Source organism: Carboxylicivirga caseinilyticus (assembly GCF_050589785.1).
Taxonomy (GTDB): domain Bacteria; phylum Bacteroidota; class Bacteroidia; order Bacteroidales; family Marinilabiliaceae; genus Carboxylicivirga; species Carboxylicivirga caseinilyticus.
This window is the reverse complement of the sequence record NZ_JBNGOX010000017.1, coordinates 31,998-57,776: the sequence shown is the minus strand read 5'-3', so window position 1 is coordinate 57,776 and position 25,779 is coordinate 31,998. Positions and strand designations below refer to the sequence as shown.

The 25,779-nt window shown below is 37.5% G+C and carries 13 protein-coding genes; 3 read left to right on the top strand and 10 right to left on the bottom strand.

From position 1 onward, the window contains the following. Positions 1-70 precede the first annotated feature (70 nt). Complete coding sequence (locus ACRD62_RS10600; RefSeq protein ID WP_430820086.1) at positions 71-2,365, top strand: glycoside hydrolase family 2 protein; 2,295 nt, start codon at positions 71-73, stop codon at positions 2,363-2,365. Positions 2,366-2,430: 65 nt separating this feature from the next. Here ACRD62_RS10600 and ACRD62_RS10595 read toward each other — a convergent pair whose 3' ends face one another. The 8 genes from ACRD62_RS10595 to ACRD62_RS10560 all read right to left on the bottom strand — a co-directional run bounded on the left by ACRD62_RS10595 (position 2,431) and on the right by ACRD62_RS10560 (position 17,077). Further along, entirely contained in the window at positions 2,431-2,721 is a 291-nt protein-coding gene (locus tag ACRD62_RS10595; RefSeq protein WP_430820085.1) for a hypothetical protein, read from the bottom strand. 17 nt (positions 2,722-2,738) lie between these two features. Further along, the gene (locus tag ACRD62_RS10590; protein WP_430820084.1) at positions 2,739-4,370 is read right to left on the bottom strand and encodes an arylsulfatase; all 1,632 of its coding nucleotides are present in this window, start codon (positions 4,368-4,370) and stop codon (positions 2,739-2,741) included. A gap of 29 nt (positions 4,371-4,399) precedes the next feature. Next, positions 4,400-5,818, bottom strand: coding sequence for a sulfatase family protein (locus tag ACRD62_RS10585; RefSeq protein WP_430820083.1), 1,419 nt, complete (start codon positions 5,816-5,818; stop codon positions 4,400-4,402). Between the two features lie 206 nt (positions 5,819-6,024). Then, complete coding sequence (locus ACRD62_RS10580) at positions 6,025-8,796, bottom strand: beta-L-arabinofuranosidase domain-containing protein (RefSeq protein ID WP_430820082.1); 2,772 nt, start codon at positions 8,794-8,796, stop codon at positions 6,025-6,027. A gap of 182 nt (positions 8,797-8,978) precedes the next feature. Then, the gene (locus ACRD62_RS10575; RefSeq protein ID WP_430820081.1) at positions 8,979-11,471 is read right to left on the bottom strand and encodes a sugar-binding domain-containing protein; all 2,493 of its coding nucleotides are present in this window, start codon (positions 11,469-11,471) and stop codon (positions 8,979-8,981) included. A gap of 32 nt (positions 11,472-11,503) precedes the next feature. Next, positions 11,504-12,484, bottom strand: coding sequence for a glycoside hydrolase family 43 protein (locus tag ACRD62_RS10570; protein WP_430820080.1), 981 nt, complete (start codon positions 12,482-12,484; stop codon positions 11,504-11,506). A 10-nt stretch (positions 12,485-12,494) separates the two neighbouring features. After that, complete coding sequence (locus tag ACRD62_RS10565; protein ID WP_430820079.1) at positions 12,495-14,774, bottom strand: GH92 family glycosyl hydrolase; 2,280 nt, start codon at positions 14,772-14,774, stop codon at positions 12,495-12,497. A gap of 23 nt (positions 14,775-14,797) precedes the next feature. After that, on the bottom strand, positions 14,798-17,077 hold the full coding sequence (locus tag ACRD62_RS10560) for a GH92 family glycosyl hydrolase (protein WP_430820078.1): 2,280 nt from the start codon (positions 17,075-17,077) through the stop codon (positions 14,798-14,800). A 254-nt stretch (positions 17,078-17,331) separates the two neighbouring features. On the opposite strand from ACRD62_RS10560, the gene ACRD62_RS10555 reads away from it, so the two are divergent. Then, complete coding sequence (locus tag ACRD62_RS10555) at positions 17,332-19,377, top strand: family 43 glycosylhydrolase (protein ID WP_430820077.1); 2,046 nt, start codon at positions 17,332-17,334, stop codon at positions 19,375-19,377. Positions 19,378-19,393: 16 nt separating this feature from the next. Then, positions 19,394-20,794 carry a sulfatase family protein gene (locus ACRD62_RS10550; RefSeq protein ID WP_430820076.1) on the top strand — a complete coding sequence of 467 codons (1,401 nt, stop codon included), beginning with the start codon at positions 19,394-19,396 and terminating at the stop codon, positions 20,792-20,794. A gap of 105 nt (positions 20,795-20,899) precedes the next feature. Here the strand turns inward: ACRD62_RS10550 and ACRD62_RS10545 are convergent, their stop codons facing one another. Together ACRD62_RS10545 and ACRD62_RS10540 are read right to left on the bottom strand one after the other, a co-directional pair. Then, entirely contained in the window at positions 20,900-23,038 is a 2,139-nt protein-coding gene (locus ACRD62_RS10545; RefSeq protein WP_430820075.1) for a family 43 glycosylhydrolase, read from the bottom strand. A 205-nt stretch (positions 23,039-23,243) separates the two neighbouring features. Next, a complete protein-coding gene (locus ACRD62_RS10540; protein ID WP_430820074.1) occupies positions 23,244-25,751 on the bottom strand; it encodes a glutaminase domain-containing protein in 2,508 nt (835 codons plus the stop codon). Positions 25,752-25,779 lie beyond the last annotated feature (28 nt).

The following is a 25,779-nucleotide window of genomic DNA, read 5'->3' as shown; positions in this document are numbered from 1 at the left end:
CTATAACATTTAAGTAAATATTTGAACGAAGGACATTTGTGTTCTTTTAATCTTATACACTCTTTTTTTCATGAAATTAAAATCATTATCAACATTACTTTTCATTGTTCTTGGAAGTCTTAACTTTCAATCATTCAGCCAGATTTGGACAATGAAAGAAGCAGAATTACCAACGCAATGGATGAAAGATATCGATATCAACCATCCTCTGCCTGAATATCCTCGTCCTCAATTAGTAAGAAACGACTGGGTGAACCTTAATGGTTTGTGGGAATTTGAACCGGGAAAAGCCGATGATACAACACCAGTTGGAAAAACACTGTCGGAAAAAATTCTGGTTCCTTTTCCTGTAGAATCAGCTATCTCTGGAATAAAAGAACACTATGACAGACTGTGGTACCGTAGAGAATTTTCAGTGCCAAAAAATTGGAAAGGAAAAAGAATCATTCTTCATTTTGGTGCTATTGACTGGGAATCTGAAATTTTCATTAATGGTGAGAGTGTTAAGCTACATCGTGGCGGTTACGATGCCTTTGATGTGGATATAACTTCGTTCCTCAAAAAGGGAGACAAACAGGAACTGATAGTACGTGTTTTTGATCCAACAGAAAAACAGGGTATTCCAAGAGGAAAACAAGAGAATCCACCTCATGGATTATTAATCATGTATACACCAATTACTGGTATATGGCAAACAGTTTGGATGGAAGCTGTGGACAAAAACGGTATTGAAAAAATAAAAATGACACCCAATGTCGATGAGGAAAAACTGACTCTTCAAGTACTACCTTACAATGAAAATTTAGATAATATAACCATAGAGGCAAAAGTACTGGATAAAGGTAAAGTAGTTTCTTCCGTAGAATCGATGCCGGGGACAGATATTATTCTACCTGTTCCAAATACTAAATTATGGTCACCTGAAACTCCATTTCTGTATGATCTGGAAATTGCGATTAAAAGAAAAGATAAAGTTTTGGATAAAGTAGATAGCTATTTTGCAATGCGTAAGGTGGGTATTAAACAACAGGATGGAAAAACCAAAGTATATCTTAATGATAAAATTGTTTATAACTATGGTCTTTTAGATCAGGGTTACTGGCCAGATGGATTGTATACGGCACCTACCGATGAAGCTCTTCGTTACGATGTAGAAATACAAAGAAAGCTGGGTTATAACATGGTTCGCAAACATTTGAAAGTAGAACCAATGAGATGGTATTATTATGCTGATAAAATGGGCTTAATGGTATGGCAGGATATGCCTTCTGTTAATTCATATATCCATCATAAACCAAAGATTGATACCCTTCAATTCCAGAAAGAATACATCAGAATGGTTGAGGGCTTGTATAATGTACCATCCATAACCAGTTGGATCATTTATAACGAACTTCAGGGACAGAAAACAGCCGACGGAATTAATCCAACCACAAGAATGGTTGAATTAACCCGCAAACTGGACCCTACCCGATTGATAAATGCAGCCAGCGATAATCATCATCATGATTATGTAGGTGACATTCTGGATTATCACTCTTATCCTCCCCCAAAAATTATTGAACCAAACTATGGTATGGCGGGTGTTTGTGGTGAATTCGGTGCCATAGCACTGGAAGTGCAGGGGCATGAATGGAAGCCGGGTGAAGGTGTTGGAATGCTGAAAGTGAACTCCCAAGATGAATTGGAAGAGATCTATGATGAGTATGTTCATATGCTTCTACAATACAAAACACAAAACCATATGAGTGGAGCCGTTTTTACGCAGTTAACAGACGTGGAACAAGAGGTTAACGGACTACTTACTTATGATCGAATACCTAAAGTTGATATTGATAAAATAAAAGCTTTAAATGAGAAACTTATTTATCAGGATGTTGAAAAAACTGAGTATTTTTTAAGCGATGCTATTTCAAAACCCTGTGAGTGGAAATACACCAATAAAGAACCAGAATCTGATTGGCAAATACAATCTTTTAATGATTCAGAATGGCAGATTGGTTTAAGTGGTTTTGGTAATGGAAATCCTCCTAATTCAAATGAACAAACCAACTGGAATACAACTGATATCTGGTTAAGAAAAACCATTGATATTCGTGAACTTTCAACCGAAGAGTTAGATAAACTAACCATGGTTGTTTATTACGACGAAGACTGTGAGATATACATTAATGGTGTTTTGGCAGCATCAGAACAAGGCTACGTATCGAATTACAAAACAATTAAGATCAGTGACGAAGCCTTGAATGCAATTAAACCCGGTAAAAATGTAATTGCAGTTCATTGCAAGCAAACAACAGGCGGGCAATATTTTGATATGGGATTAAAACTGGTTACTTATACCCAGAGACCTATAGAAAAGTAAAATACTTTATAAAATTGAATTGTTGCTGATCAAAAACACGAACAGCAACAATTCAAAATTCTTTCTTAAAAATTAAAATTGAAATTATTCATTGGCATTTGAAATCCCATAATCAGGGTAGATAAACCGATAACGGCCATTCCAATTCCCAGAATCATGACAAAGATTCCAATCCATCTTATAACTTCTTTCATCTTTTCATAGCTATACCTCTCTATTAAATCTTCAGGAATAGGTTTTCGAATAAGAGTTGACAGTACCGTTTCAAAATGATTTTTAAGCAGAATGCCTAGTCCAATTAACAATCCGGCTTTAGCCAGCGATGTAAGGAATGTGATAAATAAAATAAACTTCATAAGTATATAAAATTGGTTTAGTTCTTCGATTTATATTTCTGTAAAACTTCGTTCCATGGCAAAACCTTTTTGTCAGATGCCCATTTTAAGTACATCTTTTCCATTTCAATAACTTTATCAGGCATTGATTCTACCAGGTTATGCATCTCTGTTCTGTCGTTAACCATATCATAAAGTTCCCACTGGGCTGTTTCATTATTTTTCCATTTTGAAACCAACTTATAGTTCCCTAATCGTACTGCTTTATTCCCTTCATGCTCCCAAAAAATAGGTTCTGTATGGATTTCCTTTTCATTACCCTTAACAACCGGCAAAAAGCTCTTGCCAGAATGAGGGGGTATACTTTTTCCATTATAATCTTTGGGATAAGTTGCACCGGTTGCATCCAGAATGGTAGCCATTATATCTGGTAAAAACCCATATTGAGAAACCAACTTTCCCTTTACATTTGCAGTAGTCTGTTGCGGCCAATGAACGATTAATGGAGTACTAATTCCTCCTTCGTGTACCCAGTGCTTATATTCTTTAAAAGGAGTATTTGATAGATTGGCCCAGGCCTTACCGTAAGTGAGGAAATAACCCTCTTTTGTTCCCAATTGAGATGCAGGACCTCCTCCTAACATACCTCCTATTTCGCAGCCTCCATTATCGCTCAGAAAAATGATTAATGTGTTATCCAGCAAGTTATTTTGTTTGAGATAGTCTGTCAGTTTCCCAATATTATAATCCATCTGATCAATCATGGCAGAATAAATGGCTCTTCGAAGATCCATTTCATTTTTCTTATCCTCCGAAAGCGAATCCCAGTCAATACCATCATCACCGGATAATAACCAATTATCATCTATTATACCCAGTTGCTTCATTCGATCATATCTCTCAGATCTCAATTTCGACCAACCTTCTTTGTAGTGACCTTTATATTTTTCAACAATTTCTTTGGGAGCATTTAAGGGCCAATGAGGAGCTGTATAAGCCAGATATAAGAAAAATGGCTTGCCTGATTCTTTCTCCGATTCATCAATAAACTGAATAGCATTATCGGTAAAGGCATCAGTAGTGTAGTAATTTTCATCATTTATTGAGATGGTATCATTCATATACACTATACCTCTGGGATATTGTGGCTTGAAAAAATTGGTAGCTCCAACGATACATCCATAAAACTTATCAAAACCTCGCTGTAATGGCCATTTAGTCGAATCTGAAATGCCCAAATGCCATTTTCCTGTCATCAGGGTTGAATACCCCGACTGTTTAAGAACCTCAGCAATGGTAACACAATTATGATTTAAAAATCCACGGTATTCATCAACGTCCAAATCGTGCTGTTTGAAATTTTCAGGAGTATTAGTCATATGACCAATTCCGGTTTGATGGGGATAACAACCAGTCATTAAGGATGCACGTGTAGGGCAGCAACGGGCGCCATTATAAAACTGAGTAAACCTTACCCCTTCATTAGCTAACTTATCAATATTGGGTGTTTGAACATCTCCCCCGTAACATCCAATATCGGAATACCCCATATCATCGGCCATGATAAGAATAACATTTGGCCTTTGCTGTTTTTGTTTCTCTGCACAAGCACTTAGGATAGCAATAACTGTAAGAAAAAGAATTTTTATGACTGTAACGGGATATCTCATATTCATGAATTTTAGTTATTCATAATTTACTACTTAATACCTTCAGGCTGTTTCAACTGAAAATGACGTCCTTCTTTTTGTGCCTCAAACTCCTTTTCCGAATCAAGTTCAGAGCCCGGATCACTTTGTTCGTCCATCCATTTACTTAATTCTTTGGCCAACTTCTTTTGGATAGATGTGTAATCTTTTTGCCCTGCCAAATTGATTCTTTCATATTTATCTTGCGAAGTATAATATAATTCCTCTTCAGGTCGGAGCATATAGTTAGAAACACGATTAAAATCTTCTTCGCTGCGCGTAATATTTAACATCCACGACGACCAATAACCTGAATGTACCGGATGTCCCATTAAATGCTTTTCTACATAAATATTTTCATGATTCAGATTATGGACATAATGAAATTCTCCATTGGTAATGGAACGAATCGGATATGATGGTCCTTCGGGATAATTGTTATGCATAAAATAAGCGTAATCACGATGATGATCAGTTTCACCTTTTAAAACAGGTAAAAAGCTTGTACCATCAAACCCAGATTGTTTATTACCCAATGCATCCAATAAAGTAGGCAAAACATCATTATATTGAATCAATGCATCTGTTCTGCTACCCTGTTTAGTAACCCCATTCCACTTAACTACAAATGCAGTATGAACTCCATTATCGTAATTGGTCCATTTACAATAAGGAAATTGCGCCCCTTGCTCCGAAGTAAAAATGATTATTGTATTATCATATACATTCGCTTTTTTAAGCATGTCAATGGTTTGACCCACCTGTTGATCCAAAACTTCAATTTCGGCCAGGAACTTTGAATAGGCAATACGTGTTTCCTTTGTATCAACAAAGTACGGAGGCAAAATCAAACTATCCGTATTAAAATGTGATGGATCACCAACCGTCCAGGGAACATGTGGACATGTTAACGCTGTAACTAAACAAAATGGTTGGCTGTCATCGCGGGTAACAAAATCATGCATTCCTTTTGAATCGTATTTAGCAGTATTACTCACACAATTTCGCTCTACTCCTTCAACTAATTCAAATGGAAAAACACTTTTCATCGGATTAATATGCAATTTACCTGCAATACCTGTTCTATAACCAAGTTCACCTAAATATTGAACAATGCTTTGAGTTCCTTCCCGAGCCTGAGCATGATTCCAGCAAACCCCACTTTGTGTTGGATACAGACCTGTGTACAACTCAGAACGACTGGGTGTACACATCGACATGGTTACGTATGCTTTGTTAAACGTTAAACCTTCTGATGCAAGTTTATCAATGGCTGGTGTATTAACATTTTTACCCCCATAAAGCGCTAACTCGTTATGCGTACAATCATCGGCTATGATGATAACGATATTAGGCTTTTTATCTTGAGAATAAACAGATAAACAAGACCATAAGCAAAGAAACAGATTTAGGGATAAGGATTTTTTCATTTAATAGGTGTTTAATTAAATATAATCTAAAGTATACATCAGACTAATATTAAAGAGTAATATTAGTCTGATGATCTATTTGTTCAGGCTTTTATTCTCCGTTTAAGCGAATCCTTTTAGGAGTATCTTTCAGAAGATTCCTTTTTTTGCTGTGATAACAAATTATTTACCCTTCGCCAGTTGCAAGGTTACTCTACCAAACTAAACTAAATTACTACCACCTGAGAATTTACAACGTCCTTATCTGATTCAATTTTTATAATGTATGTTCCTGCCTTCATTCTTTTGCGATCAAAAACAAATTCGGTTTCTTCCTGATTTCGTTTACCTGATTGCATTAATTTACCAGCCTCAGAATATAATTTGATCTGACATTTTCCTAAATCTGATTCACTAAAATTAATGTGAATGGAATCATTTGTTGGATTAGGATAAATTTTAATTTTATGATCTGATGAGACGTTTTTTAATTCTGTAGCCGATGAGCTTATCACTTTAATATCGTCCCATTTTGCCAAAGCAGAATAGGTTCTGACTCCAATACTACCCGAAGTAAATGATGCATCATTAAATTCTATTTTTGGAGAGGTCATATCATTAACAAATATCTTTAGATTATTTCCTTCGGCAATCACCCTGATATTATACCATGTATCGTTATTAATTGTATTAGATATAATTTTTAAAGCCTGCCAACCTCCATTGGCCTTCCCTAATATCAATTCATTTCTTTCGGCGCTCAAGCCAAAATAATAACCATTATAATCGTCCGGATTAAATGAAAGATCACTGGCTCTGAAGATGATTCCTGCATCGCCGGTATTCCCAACCTGCATTCTTACATCCAATGTAAAATCGGCAAAAGAAGTGGCTGACTGAATAGCTTTCGATCCAGGTGTACCAACGGTATTGGTCGAAATCAACTCATTATTTCTTGTCATAAAACTACCACTGTATTCAACCCATCCTTCGTAATTACCATCATTAAAATCATCTTCAAATGTTTCTGTCAACAACTGACTTTCACCAATTACAGGAAAACAGGTTACTCTAATATTCTCTGCGCCAAACGGAACCAATTCAACCTGTTCAGTTGCATAATCAGATGAAACAGATCCAAAAGGAGGATCACTTGCCATTAAGCCGTTAATTGTATATTTCCACTTATCCGTTTTTTTGGCATTTACGGTTAAGGTAATTGGAGTTGTCGATTGCAAAAATGGGTTTTCCGGCATTGTGTGTTGGTTAACCGTAATCGAATTTTCGGGGTTATTCTTATCCAGGATTAAGGCATAATTCCAGGCTGTTTGTGGCAACACTTCATATTCTTTAAAACCATTTCCAAAATCATTCTTAACCGACCAGTTTTCATCAATCTTTAATGAGTAAACTATTGGACCGCGTTGAACACTTACCGACTGATTAACTTCATCATTAATGACAATTTCCATTGGTAAACTTAACTCAACCACATCATTATTACTCCAGGTTCTGTCGATGGTATAAAATTCACCAGAAACTACATTTGTCTGAGCTAGACCATTAACCGTTATCTGAGGATTTGAACACCACTCAGGAATCCTTAACTTCAATGGGAAAGCAACATTCTCTGAACTTGTTAATTCAAACACCAAAGATTCAGCAAAAGGATAATTTGTAGTTTCTTTGATTGTCACCTCAACATGATCAGCAACCATAGCCGTTACTTCACTAGGTCCGTAAGCCAAGGCAGCCAATCCATTATCGTTGGTCGCTGCCCACATAGTTTTTACATAATAAGGCCAACCCATATGTAAATTAAAACGACAACAGCCATAACCTGAATACGGACCTGGCATCAAACCATTATTATATTGTTGTCCAAAGCCATGATGACCATCAGCACTCTTTACCTGGTTTGCCTGTGTATAATACTGTAAACCTTTAAAATCTTTGCTAACCCCACCTGGTAAAGCATTAAATGCAACCTTTTCCAACTGGTCACCAACACTAACATCACCAGTTATCATTTGTACTGTCTCACAGCTTTGCATCTGCTCAACAATACTACACATTTCCAACCCGGTTAATGATGATTTACCTGCCAGCATTTCATTACCCGACTGCATACCTTCAGGTTGTCCATGATCATGCATTAAATGTTCAGTTCCTTCTGTAAATGCTATTTTATCATTATCACTTTGCGATTTCTGGTAATAAATAGCCGGCATTTTAATTCCCTGAGGAACATTCACATTATGTTTTGGATAGAAATCACCAACAAAACCATTGAAATAATTTGCCTTCAAAATATTTGTCCAGTCGTAGGCCTGAGCTTCCAACTTATCAGCTAATTCCAATAGAAACTGGTCACCCGTGCGATTGTAAAGCCATAAAACAATCTCCATATTGTCACCGGCACGTGCTTTTCCCCAATAAATCAGTGGAACCTCATCCAGATGGTTTAACTCATATTGAAAATACTTGGTAAAGAATGGCAAAACTCTTGCATCCTGAGTAGCATCATAATAATCGCGGATTGCATAGAGCATTGGCATACGAGGCCACCATTCCGTATTATTTGGCGGACCAAAAAATCCATTCTCATCCTGACTATTTAATGACCAATCAATCCACTTTTGAGTGCGATTTTTTAGTGTTTCGTCGTTTAAAGTATAAGCCAGAGCTATTAATCCTTTTACATAATATGGAGCTCTCTCCCAACTATTTCCGGTACCACCTAACCAATCACAACCTGCTCCCAGGTCATCAGCACTTCTATACAATGTCTCAGAATAACCTGTCAATCCGTCTTTTTGAAGTTCCAATTGTTTCAATAGCCATCCATCAGCTTTTATAGAGCCCAAAGGCAAGGCATAAAAAGGAACATCAATCAAAGGTGATTGATTGGTGATGTAATTATTGTTCTGAGAATTGACATGAATTACATTTAAAGAAGCTACCAATAGAAAAAGTAGTTTGGAGAATAAAAATTTCATTGAATTGGATTTAGATATTTAACTGCTTTTAATACAAAAAGAAAAGTGTTTTTACTCATTAAGCATAGAAAATAAAAAAAGGGTGCTAAATGGATCTACAACCATTTCAGCACCCCCATTTCAAAAAATGATACTTATAAAAAAGAAGCAAACGACAACTTCTTTTTTATAAAACGAATCGATCATTTTTTATAAAACTTTATATTCTGCACTATCCCACCATCATTCACTTTTAGAACATACAAACCCGTTTTCAAACCTGAAACATCAACATGATCAATCTGACCTTTTATTTGTTGCATTTCCTCACCTTTCAAATTTATGATACTTGCATATGCATCACTTGAAAGTTCTTTAGATATGGTCATCGTATCCTCAACAGGGTTGGGATAAAGATTTAAATCATTTAAAATTTTATGATTATTAATAGCTGTTGGATATTGATAATCCAGACTGCGTAATGATAATCCAACATCCATAAATTGGCCACCGGCAGTTTGATTACAATGTACAGCAATTAAATTAGTTCCGTTTTCAATCAACGCAGCTTTCGCTTCAGCAGATATCGGTACCGTAATATATTTGGTTGTATATCCTGTTAAAGAAGTTGCTAAAACTCCATTAATATATACTTCACAAGCTTCATCATGATGAATATACAAATACACATCATCCATATTAACAGATGATAAATCACCTAATTCAAACTGACGACGCATCCAGATGTTATTTGTATTCCACTCTGTTCCAATAACAGCTCCTGGAGTTCCATAAGTTCCAAAACCACCATTACCAGTTGACCAATGACTATCGGTGTAGGTTGTTTGATACCAGGTTGTAGCAGGTTGATCAGTTCTGTATTTCCATACCTGTGGTGATTTTTCTGAAGATGGCACTAACTCATAGATGTAAATATTATTGTTGATTACCTTTTGGTTAGCAGCAAATATTCTACTCATTTCTGCTTTATCCAAACGGTCATAAGTCATTAACCCATTCAGCTCAATTTCAACATCCGTAATCTCAGTATAAACACCAGCGCTCAACCCATTATTGGTCTTATATACTGTAAGCTGATCCATATACTCCTCATAAGTTGAAAGATATTCTTCTTCGTTATCAACAGTAATATATTCCATAAGTCGAGATGGATCCCAAAGATGGCCATCGATATTGTAACCAATACCCCCAAACTCACCACATGCACGAACTTGTGTAGAGGATTCAGGCGCTGTTGGAGGAGGATAAGCATGATAATCTAGAATGTGTCCTGCATTTTCGAATGGACCACCACTTCCCTGGTTAACCATGCGAGTTGGATCCATTTGCATTACCATATTCACTAAGTTAGTCACATCATGTTGTCCCTGGTATTCGTTAAATACAACCCACATAACAATACTTGGGCTGTTCCAATGCTCTTCTACCATTTGAATCAACTCAGTTTCGAATGCAGCATCTTCTCTCGGTTGAGGATTCGACGTGTAAGAATTCATCGAAGGCATATCCTGCCATACCATAACACCCAACTTATCAGCCCAATAATACCAACGTTGTGGTTCAACTTTTATATGCTTACGAACCATATTGAAACCATAAGCCTTTATTTTCTCAATATCTGATTTAAGCGCTTCATCGGTAGGTGCTGTGTATAATCCATCAGGCCAGAATCCTTGATCCAATGGTCCTAAGTGAAACAGGAAAGCATTATTCAGATACAATTTTTGAATACCTTCCTCTTCAACCATAGCAATTTTTCGCATACCAAAATAACTGCCTATCTGATCAAGAACAGCGCCATCTTTTTCGATGGTAATATCAATATCATATAAGAAAGGATCCGTTGGAGACCACAATTTAGCATTCGGCACTGAAATATTAAATGATTCATTAGCATTTGCTGTTTGAGTTGAAACAGTTGTTTCACCATCTTTTACTACGGCAGTAACTGTAACACCAGTTGCAACACCTTCAGTGTTCACTGTTAGATTTAATACACTTTGATCGATATCAGGAACCATTTTTATGGTTTGAATATTTGTATCAGGTACAGGCTCTAACCAAACAGTTTGCCAGATTCCAGTTACCGATGTATACATGATACCACCCGGATACAATGTTTGTTTACCTCTTGGAAAACCTTTGCTGTCTGTAGGATCATAAACCAAAACGGCTAATTCCTGATCACCTGATGCTGTTAAAGCATCTGTAATATCAAACGCAAATGAATCATATCCACCTTGATGTGTTCCAACAGTAGTACCGTTGACAATAACTTTACACAGATAATCAACTGCTCCAAAATGCAATTTTATTCTTTGCCCATTCCAATCTGTTGGAACAGTAAAACTTTTCTTGTACCATAAATATTCATGATACTCCATGATACCCGAAATAGCAGATTCAATAGCAAAAGGAACCAATACTTCATGTGCAAGGTTTCCAGCAGGAGTTGATTCACTAATTGAGTAAGCCGGTTGATATTGCCAAATACCATTCAGATTCTGCCATTGCTCTCTGACCATCTGAGGTCTTGGATATTCAGGCAACACATTTGCAGGATCGATGTCATTCGAAAAAGAAGTCATCAGCGGAGCCTGCTTCATTTGCCAGGGTGTTTGCGCCACTACACTGAATGGCAACAACACCAGCATTAAATAGATTATAAATTTCATAAAAGATTCTTTAGTTATTGATTAATTAATAATTATAATTCTTTCCTTTTCACTCCTTCAAAAGTGATTTTTACAGGTTGTATGTATCCATTGTCATCAAATGTTAGTTTATCAACACAGGTTACACGGTGATTGGCATCTGTTTCGCCCAGTGGTCTTCGATGATAAACTATGTACCAATTGTCTTCTCCCGGGATTTGAATTAATGAATGATGACCTGCACCTGTAGCCACTGTAGGATCTTGCTTTAAAACAACGCCAATGCGTTTAAATGGTCCAAATGGTGAATTGGCAATTGCATAGGCCACCTGATAATGAGGACCACCCCAACCACCTTCGGACCACATAAAATAGTATTTGCCATTGCGGATAAACATAAATGGACCTTCGACATATCCCTCAGGTGTAATTTCTTTAAAGATGGTTCCATCTTCATAAGGTATAAATCCGGTAAAATCATCTTTCATCTTAACAATATTACAGTGTCCCCAACCACCATAAATCATGTAATACTGACCATCTTTATCATGAAAAATAAACTGATCAATGGGCTGCGCTCCGTTATGAATTTTATCCAACAGAGGTTTACCCAGGTAGTCTTTGTATGGTCCTTCAGGCTTATCTGCTATTCCAATTCCGATACCTCCGGGCTGCTCGTTGTTTTGTATATCATTGGCAGCAAAAAACAGAAAGTATTTATCATCTTTTTTAATGATTGCAGGAGCCCACATGGCATATTTGGCCCATTTAACCTCAGTTGTATCTATTATACTTTTATGCTTCTTCCACTTAACTAGGTCTTTTGATGAAAATGCATCCATAAAAATCTGCTCATGATAGGGAGCTGAGTAGGTAGGGAAAATCCAGTACTCATTATCAAATATTATTCCTTCCGGATCGGCATACCAACCTTTAAAGACAGGATTACCTGCTGTTTTCACTTTTTGCGCCGAAGCACTTACAACAAATGCTAACAAAACAAATCCCAGAATATAAATCTTTTTAAAATCCATTATTATTTTTTTATTGCTTTTCAGACACACTAAATGGTCTGTCTATTAATTCAATACCTCTTTCCCGATTGGGTTTATCCCCCATCTCAAAAATCATCTTACCCCCTTTAATGATATCCTGATAACTTAAATAATTCCTGGTATAATTTTGGCCATTGAGTTGAGCTGACTGAATAAAAACATTATCAGCACTGTTATCTTTGGCTTCTATAACGAATTGATTTCCATTTTCAAGCGTTATGGTAGTTTTCTTAAAAACCGGACTACCCATAACATATTGATCTGTCCCCGGACATACACTGTAAAATCCCAATGCACTTAATACATACCACGACGATGTTTGCCCCTGATCTTCATCTCCAGGATAGCCATTTTCAGTTGAATTATATAACCTGCGCATTACTTCTCTGACTCTTTGTTGTGCCTTCCAGGGAGCACCGGCATAATTGTACATATAAATCATATGCTGAATTGGCTGATTTCCGTGGGCATACTGTCCCATTTCGGCCATTTCCATCTCGGTCATTTCATGTATTTTATAACCGTAAGTTCCTACATTGACTTTATTGGGAACCTCAAAGACAGAATCCATTTTAGCAACAAAAGAAGCATCACCACCCAGTAAATCAATCAAACCTTTTGGATCATGAAAAACCGACCACAAATAATGCCAGGCATTACCTTCGGTATAAGGACCACCCCATTCATATGGATCAAAATCTGATTTCCATTCTCCTCTGGCATTTTTACCTCTCATAAAACCCACAGATTGATCAAATAGGTTTTTATAATTATACATTTGCTTGCCAAATACTTCGCTGTAGAAAGTATTATCAACAGCTTCAGCTAGCTGATATCCACAAAAATCATCGTATGCATATTCCAAGGTTTTTGCGGTAGCTTCACCATATTTTGGATAAGGAACATAGCCTAACACATAGTACTCTTTCCAACCATCCCGACCATTTGCAGGCCCCCATGGACCTTTATTTGTTGATTCGTGATAATAGGCTTCCAGGGCTTTTTGCGGATCAAACGTACGAATACCTTTTGCCCAGGCATCTGCCAATAGGGATATGGCATGATTACCAATCATGCTTCCGGCCTCACCAGGAAATGACCAGGAAGGCAGCCAGCCACATTGATCGTATGCATCCAACAGAGCTGCAACATATCTTCCATGCATCTCAGGATAAAGAAGGGCGTTTAAAGGAAACTGTGCTCTGAAAGTATCCCAGAACCCCGTATCGGTAAAAAAATATCCTTTGTGAATGTTTCCATCGTATGGACTGAAATAATATGGTTCACCATTTTGATCCAACTCATAAAACTTGCGCGAAAACAAGCTGGCCCTGAAAAAACAGGAATAAAAAGTTGCTTTATCCTCTTCTGAGTCGCCTTCAACAACTATTCGATTCAAATGATCATTCCAAATATCCCAGGCTGCTTCCTTTGTTTGATCTAATGATTTAAAACTGCCTAATTCATTTTTTAAATTAAGCTGTGCCTGATCAAAACAGATATACGATGAAGCAACTTTTGCCTGAACGCATGCTCCATCTTCGAACTGAATCCATGCACCCACACCTTTACCTTCCATCTCTTTTACTCCTTTCCAATTCTGATTAGTCTGATTTTCCCAGATACCATAAATCTTAAATGGTTTATCAAATTGAATGATGAAGTAGTTTTTGAAATTCTTCTGAAGTCCTCGTCCATTATGAACAAAGCCAAGAATCATTTGCTTCTCAGGCAAAATCTTAACCATGCTTTTACCTGTATATCCATCTAATGTAAGAAAGGATGATTGACCGGCAGGAAAAGTGAAACGCAGATGAGCTCCACGTTCAACCGGAGCCATCTCGGTGATTATCTCATTATCAAGCTTTACTTTGTAATAATGTGGCTTAGCTATTTCATTATCATGCGAAAAAGCTGCTGCCCGACCATACTGATTCAATTCCAATGATCCTGTTTCAGGCATCAATGAAAATACAGCATAATCATTGGTCCACGAACTACATTGATGAGCCTGCTGAAATCCCCGAATAGAATCCTTAAAAAACTGGTATTTCCATCCATCTCCATTAACACCCGTTTGTGGAGTCCAGGTATGCATTGCAAAAGGCATAGCAGTTGTTGGATATGTATTTCCTCTGGTCAATTCAAAACTCGAATTGGTACCTTGCAAAGTATTAACATATTGCACCAAATCCGGTTTCTGTTTGGCAAAAGAATCACACTCCCAAACAAAAAATAAAACAACTGCTATGAACAACTTAACATTCATGTAATCTTAGAATTTTCTAATACTTACTTATTTGAAAATGAATAAGGGAATGCTGATTTCTTGGATCCTCTTTTTTGATTCGGATCTTTAGTCATTTCGAATTCAATCGCTGCTCCATTCATCAAATCTTCGTACTTCAAATAGTTTTTATCGTACGCCTTACCATTCATCATCATCTTATTGATGTACACATTATCTTTTCCGTTTTCAGGAGCTTTTATTTCGATAGTCTTACCATTCTCAAGTGTTACGGTAATATTTTTAAATAATGGAGCACCCAAAACATATTCATCAACAGCCGGTGTTACAGGATAAAATCCCATTGAGCTGAAAACATACCATGCCGAGGTCTGACCGTTATCTTCATCACCACAATATCCATCTGCATTTGGATTATACAAGCGATCCATCACCTGACGAACCCAATATTGTGTTTTCCATGGTTGTCCGGCAAAATTGTATAGATAAATCATATGCTGAATAGGCTGATTACCATGCGCATAGTTACCCATGTTCATAATCTGCATTTCTCTTATCTCATGAATAACACCTCCATAGTATGAATCATCAAAAACCGGCGGAACAACAAAAACTGAATCCAACATGTTTACAAAGTCATCTTTTCCACCCATCAGATCGATCAAGCCCTGAACGTCATGAAAAACAGACCAGGTATAATGCCAGCTATTTCCTTCGGTAAAGGCATCACCCCATTTAAAAGGACTAAAAGGAGACTGAAAGGTTCCATCTTCGTTACGGCCTCGCATCAGTTTGCTTTCTTTGTCAAACACATTTTTATAGTTCATACTGCGTTTGGCATATATCTCAATCTCACTTTCGGGCTTACCCAATGATTTACCCAGCTGATAAATACAGTAATCGGCAAAAGCATATTCAAGTGTACGGGCAACATTTTCGTTTACTCCAACATTATAAGGAACATACCCCAATTTATTGTAATATTCTGCTCCAAAACGACCAACGGAATGCAAAGGCCCAACACTCTGTGTATTTTTCACAACAGCATCCCATAAGGCATCAATATCATAACCTCTACCGCCCTTTAACCAGGCATCAGCAACAATAGTAGCTGAGTTGGAACCAATCATACAATCGCGATGTCCGGGACTGGCCCACTCCGGCAACCATCCGCTTTCTTTGTATGTATTAGCCAATCCCTCCTGAATTTTTTCATTGAGAGAAGGATACATCAGATTAAAAAATGGAAAGACGGCCCGGAAAGTATCCCAGAATCCATTATCGGTAAACATATAACCAGGCAATACTTCACCATTATAAGGGCTGTAATGTACTACCTTGCCGTCTTTATCAAACTCGTAAAACTTACGAGGGAATAACAAAACTCTATATAAACATGAATAAAAGGTTCTCACTTGCTGCTCACTACCACCATCTACCTTGATACGTGACAATTCCTCATTCCAGACTTTTTCGCCTGCTGTTTTCAGCTCATCAAAACTATTATTGCCCAATTCATTCAGGTTTAACTCCGCTTGTTCAAAACTGATAAACGAAGAAGCAACTTTGGCATGAACCTGTTCACCTTTTGCTGTTTTGAAGCGGATAGCAGCACCTACATGATAATCTTTTAATTCCTTCACATCCGGAACTAGCTGATCTTTACTCCAAACATCACTTGTTTCAAATGCTTTGTCGAACTCTACTACGAAATAGTTCTTGAAATTCTCGGGCACTCCACCACTATTGCGTGTGGTATAACCAATAATCTTTTTCTCTTCAGGAATAAGTTTTATATATGATCCGTGATCAAAAGCATCAATCAATACATAAGACTGATCATTCTCAGGAAATGTAAAACGAAACATTGCTGCACGCTCAGTGGGTGTTATCTCAGTTGTTACATCATAATCGGCTAGATAAACCTTATAATAATGAGGTTTAGCTGTTTCGGCTTTATGCGAAAACCAACTCTCTCTGTCATCACCCTTTATCTTCAGATCTCCTGTTAACGGAAAAAGTGAAAACTGTCCATAATCATTAATCCAGGGGCTGGGTTGATGGGTTTGTTTAAATCCTCTTATCTTATAGGCATCATAGTTATAAACCCAACCATCTCCTATTCGCGAAGTCTGTGGAGTCCAGAAATTCATTCCCCAAGGCAATGCAATTGCAGGGTAAGTATTTCCAGCCGATAATTTAAACTCCGAATCGGTACCCATTAATGTGTTAACAAAATCTACAGGAGCATAATCCTGTGCCTTTACTCCGAATACGGATATATTAATAATCAGTAATAAAAGTGCGATTGATCTTTTTACCATTATTGACAAATTGTTTAAATAGCTGATTTTACAATGTGTTTTCATCTTTAATAAAACTTTAAGGGGATTTTTACTCATTCTAAAAGTTCAGAAAAAACCGATTCATTGTAAATAAATATTAGAAATCAATCATTATCCCACCCTTAGATTTTAATAGATACCTCTTAATTCTTAGTAATGAATTTGAATGAGTAAATAACACCTTCAAATTGTAATAAAAACAACCTGTTAATCTCAATTTTACAATTTAATAGATGAAGAAATTATACTTACTATTTACATTCATAGTGATCAGTTTTGCAGTATTGGCACAAGGTGTTTTTACCAATCCTCTTTCGCCGAATAGTCAGGCAGATCCATATGTAACCTATTACGAAGGTTTTTATTACTACACTTATACAACCGGTGATCATGTAGAAATCAGAAAATCAGCTACTCTTGAAGGAATTACAGCTGCACAGCCTGTTACAGCCTGGAGATCATGGGAAGAACCTGCCATGAACGGACCTTGCTGGGCACCCGAGCTACATCATATTAATGGCAAATGGTACATTTACACAACCGGTATTGTTCCCGGGACTGACCAGATGAGGGTTATTGTTTTGGAAGGTGATAATCCACAAGGCACATTTACCTATAAAGCCAATCTTGCCGGTGGAATTGATGCAACTATTTTAAAACATCCTGATGGTGGTTTATATATGATTTGGATGCGCCACGAAGGAACCTCCTTAACAAATATTTCCATTGCTCCAATGAATAGTCCCACTTCATTGGCAAGTGAATGGACTCAAATTTCATGGCCAAATATTGACGATTGGTATGACTGGGAGAAGCGTGATCAAAACTGTAACGAAGGTCCTCAGATAATTCAGCGAAACGGAAAAATATTTCTTATTTATTCGGCTAGTGCCAGCTGGACACAATGGTATTGTCTGGGTATGTTTACATGCAGCGATGGTAATGTTATGAATGCATCCTCCTGGGTTAAATCACCCGAACCTGTATTTCAAAAATCCGATGCCAATGGAGTTTATGGTGTAGGGCATGCTTCATTAACTATCTCTCCTGATGGGAAGGAAGACTGGATTTGTTATCATGGCATGAGTGCTCCCAATGCAGGCTGGGAAGGTCGCGAACCTCGTATCCAACGTTTTACATGGAATTACGATGGCACACCTAATTTTGGCATTCCGGTTGGTAACGGTGTTCCAATTGCAGTACCAGCCAATGGTAGGTTTGTAAAACTAGAATCGGCTAGGAACCCGGGATATTTTGTTCGTCATATGAGTTCGAGAGGACGCATTGATGCTGAGATCTCTATCCTTCCTGATTGCCAGTTCAAGATTGTTCAGGGATTGGCTGATGAAAATGCTGTTTCAATCGAAGCAGCTAATTTCCCGGGTCATTATCTTCGTCATCGAAACGGTGAGGTATGGATGGATGCCAATGATAACTCAACATTATTTAAAAATGATGCTAGCTGGTATCTTCGCACCGGTCTTTCTGATGATGAAGGAATCAGTTTTGAATCATTCAACTTCCCGGGAAGATACATTATTCAAAGAAATTCGTTACTCTACAATGAAGACCCAAATACTAACCTTAGCGATGCTACCTTCTTTGATATTACAACATCGGTTAATGGCGGTTTAAATATTGGCAATGATCTTTTTATAGAAGCCGAAAACTACTCATTATCAAATGGCGCAGTAAAAGAAACCTGCAGTGAAGGAGGATTAAACATTACTCTTAATTCGTACAAATACACGAGATATGAAGTTTTCATTCCCAAATCTGGTGAATATCAGGTTGAAGTGCGAGTAGTAAGTGATCAGAACGATCGTGTATTAAAGATGATGAATGAAAGTGGTTCGCAACTCTATAATGATTTTACGATTAACTCAACCGGAGGGCTGCAAAACTGGAACTCTGTTACAGCAAATGTAAATCTGCAAGAAGGGCTTCAAACATTCACCTTTATTACCAGCACAGGAGGTTTTAATATCAACTGGATCAAGCTCACTGAGAATCCAATCAGCACTGGAGTTAATGAATCTGAATTACCAAACACTGATGATTTGATTAAAATATATCCTAACCCTACAGATAACTTCGTTATGGTGGAAACCGGCAATCCTTTAAACATTACCATTTATGATATTAACGGACAAGCTGTGAAACAGGTGCATATTAATGAGAGTCAAAAAATTGACCTATCCTACTTAAGCCAAGGTATTTATTTTATTGTGGCTGAGGATCAAACTAAAAGAAGTACTCATAAACTAATCATCAATTAATAAATACCTATCCCTAATGAGAAAGCTACTTTTATTGATCATTTCAATCACCATTTTATATGGATGCACTGATAAAAAGCAAAAATCACCCAACATCATTTTAATTTTTATTGATGATATGGGTTGGGCTGATTTATCTTGCTTTGGCAATTCGGATGCTCAAACCCCAAATATTGACAAACTTGCATCGAAAGGCATTTGTTTTGATCAGTTTTATGTTAATTCTCCCATTTGTTCTCCTTCACGTGTTGCCATATCAACCGGCACATATCCACAACGATGGAACATCACTTCTTATTTGGCTGAAAGCAATTATAACCAACAACGTGGCCTTGCCAATTGGCTCGATCCGTCAGCACCTATGCTGGCACGCAGTCTAAAAACCGCTGGATATACAACCGGACATTTTGGTAAATGGCACATGGGAGGACAACGCGATGTTGACAATGCCCCAAACATTGATCAGTACGGTTTTGATCAATCGCTCACCAATTTCGAAGGCATGGGCGCCAAATTATTGCCCTTAACAAAAGATGAGACAGGCAACGTTGGTCGAATATGGCAAGATGCCGAGAGATTAGGTAAGCCTTTTACATGGATGCAAAGATCGGAGATTACGGGTGGATTTATCAATTCAGCTATCGCTTTTATGGATGATGCTTTTAAAAACGATAAACCATTTTATGTCAATATCTGGCCTGACGATGTACACAGCCCCTACTGGCCACCCTATGAAGAATACGGAGTAGCAAAAGAAGCCGGAAAAAGAGGGTTATATCTGGCAGTTCTTGAAGCAATGGACAAACAATTCGGACAACTATTTGATTACATCCAAAGTAACGATGAATTAAAAAACAACACACTTATTTTATTGTGTTCTGATAATGGACCAGAACTGGGGGCCGGACAGGCTGGTAATCTAAAAGGGTATAAAACTCACTTATACGAAGGAGGCATTCGCTCTTCTTTAATTGCCTGGGGACCATCCTTTATTGCAAAGGAAGCTGAGGGTACTCGCAATCAATCATCGTGCTTTTCAGCCATTGATATAACACCATCGATACTTGAGTTTGCTGATGTAGCCAATACTAAGCAAAACTACGATGGAGAAAGTATGATTCAAACCATTCTTGGAAAAAGTAATCAATCACGACAAGCTCCGATCTTTTACAGTCGCCCACCAGACCGGAAGAACTATTACAACTTTGAAAACCTTCCTGATTTAGCTATGCGCGATGGTGATTGGAAACTTTTATGCGATTATGATGGAAGCAGACCAGAATTATACAATATTGTAAATGATCCATCTGAATCCACAAATCTTGCTGATAATTATCCTGAGAAAGTTGAACAGAAGACACAAATGGTGGTCAGTTGGTATCGATCCATGCCTGTACTGAATGATTCGATTAAATAATCCTTAATTAACAAGGATATATAAAAAAGCTGTTTACCTATATTCTAATTTAGGTAAACAGCTTTTTTATTTTTATTGGTATTATAACCAGAACGAATATAAATTCTAATTCTTAAGTATTTTTTCTATTATTCTTCCTTTCGAAGATATAATTTCAACAAAATATAAGCCCGAAGGTAATTCTGAAATATCGAGCATATTAGTGCTTGTCTCAACACTTTTCAGCTTCTTTCCATAGATATTAAGTACATTATAATGTTTTATCTGATCAGATAATCCTCTGAAATGTATCACCCCATCAGTAGGGTTTGGATACACACTCACTCTTTCTGTTTTGTCGTCTTTTAACCCGGTACTAGCATCATCTGTACCAAGTTGCTGAAAAGTAGCATCTGTCTTGTCAAGATCAGAGGAAATAGTTTCGACATACAATAAATTGTTTCTATGTCTGATGTATTTATCATTGTACAGATAAGACTGGAATGAAACCATCTTTGAACTTGCCAGCCCAGATTGCTTATTAAATGTAGCTTCTGCTTCAAAGTCATTACTATTATCATCTTCTGCCAACCACAGTTCGCCATTCTGATATCTTAAAAATTGTGTTGGAAAGTTTTTTGATTGAAATGACACCCCTGCTCCCGCCAAGCCAGGAATCATTTTCCAGTAACTATCATCTGCATCCGGCAGATAACTATCCATTCTCGCACGTGAACTTTGATGACGAATAAATTTACCCGGCATATTATAACTTTCCCACGATACATATCCACCTGTTGGGTTAATTAACTCACCTTGCAATACAAAATCAAATTGCTGATAATCTGCACTTATCGAACTATTTTGTTGAAGATTTGCTCCGCTTTGCGTTGATCCATCTGCAATCTCAAGAACTTTGCTACTTCTCTTCGAAACAATGTAATAATACCCATCTCCATTCTGATAGATGGAATACAACTGACAATCAGCCGCATTTGGTTGCCACATTCCAACATTTGCACCATTTTCAGTAGAACAATTGCTAATATCCAATGCTAAACCACCGGCTACAGCAACTATTGTATAATATCCTCCTTCAGTTGCCTGTACAACCCATTTCTGACAATCCAGTCCATTATCGTCCCATTGATGTACATTGGCACCCGGTTTTTGCGAACAACCCGCTACATCCAAAGCTTTACCACTATGGCGAGCCAGAATTTTATAAACTCCATTTGCCAATGTGCTCTTTTCAGGAAGTGTAGGTTCGCCCGAAGGTGCTTTCATACGAAGTCCGGTTGGCAAAGCCTCTCTGAAATCCGGTGTTCCATCTTCATTCCAATATAATTGTTGCGCTCTCACTGATCGGGTATAATCACATGCTCCACCTTCTTCTGTTGTTGCATGATAAGCAAACCAGTCTTCAGTTCCATCGGGCGAGGTAAAAAAACAATGATGACCGGGGCCATAAACTTGTATTGACGGTTTCTTTACAAATACAGGAGACGAATGTTTGGTCCATGCAGCAGCATTTAATGGATTCTCTGTCTCATCCATCGAAATCATTCCTAACAAATAATCAGGGGTCCAGCAACCATTAGCTGAATATACAACAAACACTTTCCCATTTTTCTTGATAACCTCCGGGCCTTCATTTACTGCACCGTTTGATTCCCAGGATTGATCCGGACTACTAAGTAATGTTCTTCCCGGTTTAAGCGTGTAAGGATTAAGCATTTCAGCAATGTATATTCGCTGTGGTTTATCTCCATCAGATGGATTAGCCACACCAGACCAGATAAAATAATTAACATCATTCAATGTCAGAACGGTTCCATCAATTGCCCAATAATCAGCATATGAATCATAAATCCTTCCTTTATTAACCCAATTCTGAGATGTAGGATCATCGTTGCTGTTTTCAATGACATATGTTCTTTGGCCACTGAGATTATTTATGTCATTTGCTGTATAATAAATATACCATTTGTTATCCAACCGATGTAACTCAGGTGCCCAATATGCACAACAGGGTCCACCTTTGGCTGGAGAGAACACCTCAACAGCAGGTGAAGATTTAAGTCCTTCCAATGTTGTTGATTTCTTTAAAACTACATTCCCTCCACTGGTTCCGGTGGTATAGTAGAAGCCATTGTAGGTTACAATATGCGGATCAGCCAATTCATAAATGGGATTGGTAAAATTCTGTGCATAAAAAGTAATACTCAGCAATAATGATATCAAACACATGTATAATTTCTTCATAGAAAACTGATTTAGCAACGATTACAATACTTAGATTAACATATTCTCAGACAACTCATTACAAACTGTAAACAACAATAATTGCTGCATCACAAAATGTGAATGCAGCAATCCATAAAATCAGGGTTAAGTTTGACTAAAAGTTTATTAAGTGGATACATTAACCGTTTTTCATAAGGGGATTGGCTTATGTATCCGTTAAGCACTATTCTAAAAGTTTTATATAATATCCACCTACTACCGATCGGGCCTGGAATCCAACCTGGCGGGCATCTGGTGTTTCATACCAGTCAGTCATTGGCACACGATCTTCAGTTTCAGTCACAAACAAATGCAAAGGATCGATAAACTGTTGAAACTCTTCCTTAGTATTAGCCATGGTAGCAGTCCAAACAATCCAATCCGATTTAGTATAGGTTCTACGGTTATCTAATGGCAAACCATATTTATTCTGTTTTGTCAGATAATAATCAATCTCTGTTTGAATAACTTCCTGAGGGAAAAGATTAAAACCAAGTAGTTTATCCCAAACCAGGTTATATTTCTGACTCCAGGTGCCTGGTTTATCAAATGTCAGCTTATAATGATCACCATCTTTAGCCATTTCAATCCATTTACCAGCCATATCTTTGGCAGCAGTCATATATTTTTCTGATACATCCTCTTTATTCAACATAGAAGCCAGACGACTATAACCAGCTACACCCATAATTGCCTTAGCTGATAGATTCACATTATGTGCAAAGTGACCAGCAAAGTCATCAGTACAAAGCTGGTTTTCAGGATCCAATCCATTTTCCAGCAAATAATCAGCCCATACCGTTAAAACATCCCAATGCGCTGCTGCATAGTCAGCATTTCCTTCTGCATTTGCAATGGCAGCTGTTAACACAATCATGTTACCACATTCTTCAACCGGCATGTCACCACCATAGGTCTGCCCATTAGCTAAAGGATAAGTTCCAACATCGTGCGCAGCAAATGGCTTAGTCCACTTTCCACTTTCAGAGTAATAAAAGATTGGGTTTAACATTCCTTTTAATAAATCAGGATTGTATTTCAAATAAAGCGGTGCTGACGGATAAGTAACATCCACTGTTCCGATTGAACCGTTACTAAAATTCTCTTTAGAAAGGAACAATATGTTACCACTCTTATCTTTTACTAATTTATGTGCAGCAATCGATTGACGGAAAGCCAGCACACATAAATCGGCATAATTTTTACCACCTGCTTCTGAAGCCTCATTCCATATTTTATTATCAAGATCACTACATTTATCTGAGATATCAGAAAAATCCTTTTCGGCAGCAACCATGGCATCTTTGAAAGAAACAGCTCCATCATTTGCCCACCATGCTTTCAGGTTATCACCAAAATATTGGATTGACTCAACGTCATCATAGGCAATCATTAGCATTCCCTGGCTTGATGAAGATTGAACCTTACCCAGGTTATCAACCAAATACATCGAAGTCATTTCTTTAACCGGACGATTGATGGTTGACTCAACATCAGAAGTGATGGCACCATTTGAGGTAAAATCCTGCTTAACGCCAAAATAATCACCCAATCCTATCGTCTTTGTCTCCGATTGGCGAGAAGCCAGATAAGCATATCCCCAATCAATGCGCACGTTATCACCTTTACGTTTCAGAACAGCTTGCTCTGTTGTACCGGCTTTCACATAACTGATTTCATCAAACATTCCTTTTGACACTTCTACTTCTTGTGCCGGTTGATTAACAGCCCATTCAGGTGTCATTTCAAAAAACACCTGAACTTCGTGTGCTTTTCCATCTTTAGATTCAACATCGTAAGTAACATAGTTAACCGGACGTGACAAGATATCTAAATCATCTGGCAACAATGGTGATATAAATTTCACCTTTAAACCTACTGGTCCACAAGTAAATGAGTAGTGTGTTTGTGTGGCAGTTAACTCAACTTTATTCTGCACTGCTGTTTGAGCAAAAGCCTGTGATCTATCATTTTCGACATAAATACCAAAGTCAAGATAGGACAAACCACCTCTGTCGCGACAGTGAGCTGCAAATACATTTTCACCTTCACCAGAAAGGAAAGAAGGATCAATTTCGATGATTTGCTTATCACGAGCTCTGTTTCCTGTGTTCAGAATCTCTTTACCATTTAGATATAACTCAAAATCATCGTCGTGCGAATATTTTAAGTAAGCTTTGGTTACATTAGATAAGTCAATAGCAGGAACAACTCTTCTCACCCAGATATTTTCAGTTTCCCAAACAGTTTTAGCATCCTGATTACCTGCATTACCAAATGCTCCAATACCTGATTTCCACGACTTATCATTAAAATCATTTTTAATCCAGTTTTTAGAAGGTTCGTCCATTGTGTATTTACCTTCCCATGCCACTTCATCAGCCATTGGCACAATTGATTTTAACGGTATATCTTCTTTCCCCAGAAAACGATAAACCTGTCCATCCACTCTAATTGCTCCAATTAACGAATGAGTTTTTCCTGTCCAGTGACGTACCGGAGTATCAAACAACTGATCAGACATTGACCAGGCACTTGTATATGGATCAATGGTAACCAATGGGTAGGCTGGTGCCCTTAACTCGGTTGTTATTGACTCCTGTTTTGTTGAGCTTACATTACACGAAGTGAATAAAGCGCATAATACAGCAAAGCCATATGAACCTTGTTTTATTAACCTTTTTACTTTCATTACTGTTAAATTAGTTTTATACTTTTTT